The sequence below is a fragment of the Flavobacterium frigidimaris genome (assembly GCF_002217275.1).
In the GTDB taxonomy this organism is placed as follows: Bacteria; Bacteroidota; Bacteroidia; order Flavobacteriales; family Flavobacteriaceae; genus Flavobacterium; species Flavobacterium aquidurense.
The window spans coordinates 1-7,390 of record NZ_MUGV01000048.1; the positions used below are offsets into that span (position 1 = coordinate 1).

The following is a 7,390-nucleotide window of genomic DNA, read 5'->3' on the forward strand; positions in this document are numbered from 1 at the left end:
GTTGTAAAACAGATTGAACATAAAAAATCCTGATGATATTTTTATTCTGGAATTCATAAAAAGAATGAGACACCAAAAATCACAAAAGAAAAAGCGATAATTGATAGTAAAAAAAGAACAGGTACAATGAGGTATTTTTTTTTATTTACAAAAACAGAGAGATGGTTTAAAATATAATATAATATAAAAACCAACTAATAAAGGATGGTAATAGGCAGAATATAAATACTTCAAAGTAATCGCCGAATGGAAGGTTGGCAAATTGGATATAATTAATTACTAGTAATAATAATAAAATTGAAAATATTACACTGATATTTTCTTGATGTGATAATTTGAGATTCATTTATTTTATTTCTTAAAGTTGGTTGTAAAAAAGGTTTTTGTTATAAATGGTTTGTATTCTCTGAAATGTTGTAAAATAAACCAGACTATAAAAATATCATTATCATACTTTTCTATATTTGGATAATCTTGACCAAAAATGTCGAAAAAATCAAAATATGGTTTTGAATAAGGCTTATTTTTTCTAGATAGTATTCTATTTTACTGTTTGATTAAATCAAACATTAAAATAGAATACATTGTGGTGCCAGATATTATTTTATTAAAACAGTATTTTTTCTGATCATCTTTTGATTATCATTATTGTCAAATAGAACACAAGTATAACTTTTTTTGTTTTCATCAATTTTCCCATAAATTATTTTTGCAATTAGATTTCCTCGATATTTGCCAATTGTTCCAAAATCCGGGTCTTTTTCCATTATCTCACTTAAATCATCTTTATAATTTTCTAATATTGACTTTTTATAAAAAAACACACATACCTCTTTGTCCTTATATTTTTTGATAGGGTATTTGTTCTTTACAAAATTTTCTAATTTATTTAATAAATCTTCTTCAGAAAAATTTTTATAGTCCGATATTTCATAGTACTGAAATTGCAAGCCTTGATCATTAAATCTTTGATCAATAGGCTCTATTGATATATTTTTATAATTGCAAGAAATCAAAAGTAATATCATGATAATAAATAAGTTTTTTTTCATAATATTCCTTTTAGCTCCCCTACAATATCTATTTTTGTAATGAATGGCTTATAATTTCTAAAATGTTGTAAAACAAACCAGGCATAAAAAATATCTTGGTTATATTTATGAATATCCGGAAAATCTAGTCCAAAATGATCGTAATAAACATATTCAAGTCCTATCTCAAAATGGTTCTCATTGACTTTATGTCGTGTAATGTAAACCTTATAGGTCCATACATCGTTTATTGCAATCCTTAAACCACTTGTATTATCATCAAAGATTTTTGCGCACCTAAATAATGTAATTATTTGAATACCAAGGTATTTTGGTAATAATCATCTGCTTTTTTTTATTTTTTTCTGTTTAATACCACAAAAGTATATTGCATTATGAAGTAAACAGGAGTACATATTAGTAAGTATGGATTTCTCCAATTTTCACTATGAGTACATAATATTAAAATGACAATTAAAACATTTGTAAATATAAAAATCACCTTGTCATCCAGATAAAAGATATAATGCAATATTATATACGAAATGATGGAAACTAAAAATAGTAAAAAGAAAAAAAATGCAATACCCATAAATTCAATAATATCAGCTCGGTTGCCAATTTTAAATGAGCTTATTGAATAAAATAAAGCTGTAAGGATGATATTTAATTAATATAAGGCTCGAATATTTTAATATTTTTTTCATTTCAAATCAAATTTTATTATAAAACAGTCCTGATTATGTTTTTGATAATCAAGGCGATTATGACAACTTTCTTCTTTTCTTCAAGCTCATAAAATTCTCTAGAACTTCTTCTGAAAAAATTTCGAGTGCAATATCCTGAGGGGTCTTTTTGAGAAAGATTCTGGATTTTTCATGTCATCAATGACAACGGTGTGGCTGATTCCCGAAACCAATATTCCGGCCGGACTTCCGTGGAGGTCAAGCGATGCCCTTTAGACATTAATTGGATGCCGTTGACTTTAAACATAAAAATGACTTCAAACCCTATATGTTTGCTTATGGCAGTCGCTTCAGCGGGAATCATCTTTTGAAAAATTAGATTTATACAATCTGTTAACCACATAAAAAGAAAAAAATAATTCAAAAACAAAATAAATTGCAATGATTATTATTGATGAATTATCAAAACGTTGAGGACTTGAAAATAAACTATATTCAGAAAACGCTGAGAAATAAAACTGTAATAAGCAATTTAAATAAACAAGGAATAGTGTAACCTCTTTGTATTCAAATTCCATTTTATGTTCTATAAAACCAACAATAATTGACAGTGTATATATAATAAACGTATAAAAAAGAGCAATGATAAAGTGTATACTGTGGTCTGTATCCCCATTGTATTTTGGAGAGTAAGAGTCTAATTTCCCAAAAAGAAGATTTAAAATAATTGCATGTGCAAAAAACATTAAAGAAGCTAGATATAATATTTTTTTCATAATTTTTTCTTTTATTTTTCTTGCCAATACTCAATTTCCGGAATTATCAAAGGTTCTCTGCCTTCCCATTTTGGAAATACAAAATCTTTTGGAAGAATATATTCCGGTGATAATTGTTTTTCTAATTTATAATCATACCTGCCAAGTTTAAAATTCATTATTTTTTTATTTTCATTCTTCCCAATTAATGTAATAGTTCCTTCTACACAATCTGTATGATTATCTTTTTCAATACTGACCAGAAACCTTTTATAAAGCCCCGTCTTCATTAAATTTTCTAAGTTTTGTGGTAATATTATTTTCCCGCTGTACCATTGTCTGTTTTTGTAATTATCTTCATTTGTGTACCATTGAAAGTCTAATTGAACGGGAACTTTATATTTGGTTTGAATGATTTGGTTTGTTTTTATTTTCGTTTTCCCCCATGGAACAAACGAATTAAATTTATCTAATAAAAACCACGAACCATCTTTTGCATAAAAATGTAAATTATAACCATAATTAGTAGTATCCTTGCTGCTAAAAGCAATATCATAATCATATTCTTTTTCTCCTTTTTCCCAAACAGAATATGGAATGCCGTGAAAAGTAATATAATTTAAAATATCTTTTGCTTCCTGGCCTGTAGATGTCCAAAGAGTAATTGTATGAGGATCATATCGCCCCTCTTGACTAACTTTTTTAGTTTTAAATCTTAAAACTTCACTAACTACAACTCCCGCTTTCATCCAAATTGTAACATTACCACCTGGAGCTGTACCAGCTAGAAGCATTGTGTACTCATCTTTTTTGTTGGTAAAAGGATTTAGAACTCCTTTTTTAAAAAGTTCGAGTATTTTTTTTCTGGGTAATTTAGCTCCACCTTCGTATGATATTAAATCAAAACCACATCTCCATTTCACATGGACACTATCTGGAACTGGTTTAAAAATTTCTCCGGCTGTATAGCCGCCACTATTTATTCCCCAGCCTGGATTAATACCAACATTTGCCGATGCTCCTGCAACACCTTTCCCTTGAAAAAAGTACTCCACAAAAGGTGTTGCTATATAATTTTTTGGTGCTGAAATTCCTGCATTCCACTCAAACTTTTCCTCTTTTTTAGCCTTTTCTTGTGGGGATTGACAACTTGTAAACAGGCTCAAAAACAAAAAAAAAGAACTAACGATTTTCATAAATTTTTCTTTTGTAACTAATAATTCCATTTTCATCTTTTGTATAGGGCACCGGATGGTTGATAAAACCGTAATTTCCTAAAGTAGCGTGATCGCCAGTTTTAGAATAAAGAGCATCTAAACCTCCATAATGTGCTGACAAATGCACATGTTTATTACAAATATGCTTGTAAATTTCGATAGGAATAGAGTAGTTACCATTTCCTTCTTTTGTACTTTCCTCCAACATTTTTGTTAAATATTCATTTAGTATGCTGTCGTCTGTAGGCATTTCATATTCAAAATCTTTTTTTACATCAGGTGCTTGCTTGTAATCTTTATAAAAGGGAACTTCATGATCAATTGCTTTCTGAAGCATTACATACATGGCCACTAAACTGTGTTTGGTTGAAATTTTTCGCTCATCGACAAGTATATAATGATCAGAGAGTTTTTTCTCCTCTATAACATGCTTTTTAGTGGGGTCATAGAGACGATCTCTTGGAGGTAAATATTCAGCAGGTCTTTGTATTTCTTTGCTTTCATATATAGGAAAACTTTTGCCAATAAGCGGATTAGCAGTAGTTTCCTGATAATGGTCATAAGTATTAATCAAAGCAATTTCAGTTTTTTCTTTAGAAAAATAATTTCGGGTATAAAATTCTTTTACTTTCTGTTTTTCTTCTAAGATCGAAGAATCATTAACAGGAACATCAAAAAAATCTACAACAGATTTGTATTGATCTAAATTGGCATAACCACCTCCAATGTCTGAATGTGCTCCCAGCATACCAAAGGTGTAGCCAACATCTGTAGGGGTAAGGGCAAAATTTTCTCTCCACTCATTTTGAGCGGTAATATGAAATACTTTTTTGATACCCAAGCCTTTTAGGCTTGTTTTTATGGTTTGCAAACTTGCCTGTACTATTGCAGGAATAGGACCAATGATTGGCAATAGAGAAAGTTTGTAACCTAAGTTTTCCTTAACTATCATGTCTCCCACAACAGTATCAAACAAACCTAGAAAACGAATTTCTATTTCATAAGTTTGTCTTACAGGTTTATATCCGGCTTTTTTTAATAGTTCCCCCAGTAACCCTCCTGCATGTTTTCTCACGATTACTTTGCCAGATGGCATAGGAAATTTATCCATAGGGTCGTTTACCATTTCGTTACCATACTCAGCCGCTTTTTTTATTTCATTACAAAAATGCCTAGCGGCGGCGGCACCGCGGCTAAAACCAAATACATCAAAAACTATTTTGTTTATTTTTTTTGTAACAGGAATGTTTTTAAAATGATCTGTGACCATATTTTTAATTCCTTCTTCTGCACGGCTCAATATTCCCCAATCGTTTCTTCCAAATGCCGAACCAAGAATGTCATCTTCTTCATTCTGCTTGGTGCCAATTCCTTCTACATATTGTTTAAGAATTACGTAATCACCATATTCAGGATGCCCACTATTTTCTGATGATTTATCTTTTTCATAATCTTTCTTTTCCTTGTATAAATCGAAAAGTTTTACAATATTAGAATAAGGATTCCAATAACTATCTCTATCAGCAACTTTGACTTCTACATTAACTTCTTGTTGCTTTTTATCTCTAATAGTTTTTATGAATTTATAACTCTCGGGTATAGTATCTGCTTTATAATAGGCGTCGTTCGAGTTAATCTTAGAGTAATATGTTTTCTCTGAGTTAAAACGATTATTTCCTGTCCCGTCAAAAAACATTCCGATATAAACATTTACCGAGTCTTCAGGTTGCTTAGGCGTATATTTTTCGGGGTCTCCATAACTGTAACTTTCAGCAAAATAATCAATAGGGCCGTTTGAATTAATTTCTATTCCTTCTTTGGAAAATACTCTTGAAACTCCACCGGTTTTTTCGGTAATTTTACCTTTTACTCTTATATATTCTGACATAGGATTTATTTTTCTTTGGTTAGTATAAAAGTTAAAAAGTGCGTAGCATGAAATTGTCTGTTATAGCTTATAGTTCTGATGGTCATGTCTTTTAGTTTTGTCTTGTTTTTTCGCTACTATTATTCTTGATTTCCTTTTCACTATGAAATTCATGTCCGGATTGACTTTGCGTTATAATCTTGCTTTCTGATACAACATTTCTATCTTTTTTAACTTCTGAATTATACTCTCCATCAATTTGTTTATGGCTGTCTCCCGCAACGTATAATATTCTGTCTCCGCCAATATTGGTACCTAAAACGCCTCCAATTTTTGTTGTTTTATTAAAAGTTGCCGTTTCAAAAATATTCATCCCCGCAGTCGTAGTAATATTCTCCGATGCATTGATAATTAAATTTTTACAATTAAGAGTCAAGGTCTCGGTAGTTGTCAAAGTCATATTTTTACCCTCCTCATCCAAATGAATCTCATTCCCACTAGGGTCAGAAAGCCAAATACCTACTTTTTCTATGAATTTGAATAACTGGCCAAATCTTAGTTTCCAGCCTTTTATCATGTTATCAGAGTCGAAGAATTCAGGTTTTGCCTGTCCGTTGTAATAGGTTCCGGATACATAAGGGCAATCGACATTGTTGCTTTCGAAAGCTATGCGGACTTCCTCGCCAATTTCGGGTCTGAAATAGAGTCCTTTGTCTGCTCCTGCGTAGGGTTGAACTACGCGCATCCATTCACTCGTATTTCCCCAGCCGGGCCAATAGAAATCGACTTTTATGCGACCCATACCTTCGGGGTCGTTGTTGTCTTTTACGAGGGCGGACTGGCTTTCGGCGGTTGCGAAAGTGGTAACATCAGTGTAATGTGGTGCGGCGACATCGGCGGGGATGGCTTTGAATTCGCAGCTGTAGTTTCCGTTTACTTCGGAGTGGTGGGTTATTTCGATGGCTACGAGTTCGTGTTCTACGGTTTTGTTTTGGATGGTGAAAACCTGTCCTACGCCGATTGGTAAATAGGAGGTACCGCTGTAAAAAATACTGTTGGCGTCTCTGCCTGCGGTTTGCAGTTTGACCATTTCGTCGATTTCGTCTTTGTTTTGGGCGTTGTTGGTATACGCGCCATTGCTTAAACCCTGACGGGCAATTGATCCCTGATTGAAACCAACCGATTTTGCAAAACGATCCTGACTTCCGCTGGTGCTTTTTTCGGAGGCGTTTTTGATGTTTGCCGCGTTGTTGGGGTCGTATCCGCCAAAAGAAGTTTTATGCGAAACCAAATTCGCCTGAATCTTAAAGTGATGAAGCGAAGAACCGTTGATGAGTTTTACTTTGCTGGTTTTGGTTTGGCCGAATTGCATGCGCATGCCGTCGAAATAAAACCATTGTCCGTAACGAGTTGCTAATCGTTTTAGGAATTCAAAACTGGTTTCGTTGTACTGTGGTTTGTATTTGAAGGGTTTTGTGAAAGTGGGCAAAATGGCTTCGCGCTGATAAAATTCTCCGGAACTTTCTTCTGAAAATATTTCCAATGCAATATCCTGAAGGTTCTTTTCCAGAAAGATTCTGGATTTTTTCATATCATCAATGACAACGGTGTGGCTGATGCCTGAAACCAATATTCCCGCCGGACTTCCGTGTCGGTCAACGGATTCAACGCCGTTTATGATACCTTTAGACATTAACTGGATGCCGTTGACTTTAAACGTAAAAATAACTTCTGCGCCTATATGTTTGCTCAAGGCAGCCGCCTGATCAGCGGGCTCGATTACGGCTTTGGCGGTATACTGCCACATAAAAGAGAAATAATGATGCTCAGCCAT

General features: G+C 32.9%; 6 protein-coding genes. All 6 read right to left on the reverse strand.

Annotation, left to right across the window (positions count from 1 at the left end; translation table 11 throughout):
• Positions 1-599 precede the first annotated feature (599 nt).
• Entirely contained in the window at positions 600-1,052 is a 453-nt protein-coding gene (locus tag B0A65_RS22265) for a hypothetical protein (RefSeq protein WP_074657870.1), read from the reverse strand.
• A complete protein-coding gene (locus B0A65_RS23710; RefSeq protein ID WP_083370395.1) occupies positions 1,049-1,351 on the reverse strand; it encodes a DUF3289 family protein in 303 nt (100 codons plus the stop codon). Before B0A65_RS23710 ends, B0A65_RS22265 begins: the two co-directional genes overlap by 4 nt.
• A 716-nt stretch (positions 1,352-2,067) precedes the next feature.
• Entirely contained in the window at positions 2,068-2,493 is a 426-nt protein-coding gene (locus B0A65_RS22275) for a hypothetical protein (protein WP_123890419.1), read from the reverse strand.
• 11 nt (positions 2,494-2,504) lie between these two features.
• Positions 2,505-3,698 (reverse strand): DUF2931 family protein, encoded by a 1,194-nt coding sequence (locus B0A65_RS22280; RefSeq protein WP_207556481.1) that lies wholly within the window; start codon positions 3,696-3,698, stop codon positions 2,505-2,507.
• Complete coding sequence (locus B0A65_RS22285) at positions 3,655-5,577, reverse strand: phospholipase effector Tle1 domain-containing protein (RefSeq protein WP_074657877.1); 1,923 nt, start codon at positions 5,575-5,577, stop codon at positions 3,655-3,657. Before B0A65_RS22285 ends, B0A65_RS22280 begins: the two co-directional genes overlap by 44 nt.
• Positions 5,578-5,668: 91 nt before the next feature.
• The coding region (locus B0A65_RS22290) for a type VI secretion system Vgr family protein (RefSeq protein ID WP_089069666.1) at positions 5,669-7,390 on the reverse strand (1,722 nt) is incomplete at its 5' end.

What these genes read in the sequence shown, in the direction of transcription:
- B0A65_RS22265 (WP_074657870.1), bottom strand. Translation starts at nt 1,052, where the DNA reads ATGAAAAAAAACTTATTTATTATCATGATATTACTTTTGATTTCTTGC.
- B0A65_RS22275 (WP_123890419.1), bottom strand. Translation starts at nt 2,493, where the DNA reads ATGAAAAAAATATTATATCTAGCTTCTTTAATGTTTTTTGCACATGCA.
- B0A65_RS22280 (WP_207556481.1), bottom strand. Translation starts at nt 3,698, where the DNA reads ATGGAATTATTAGTTACAAAAGAAAAATTTATGAAAATCGTTAGTTCT.
- B0A65_RS22285 (WP_074657877.1), bottom strand. Translation starts at nt 5,577, where the DNA reads ATGTCAGAATATATAAGAGTAAAAGGTAAAATTACCGAAAAAACCGGT.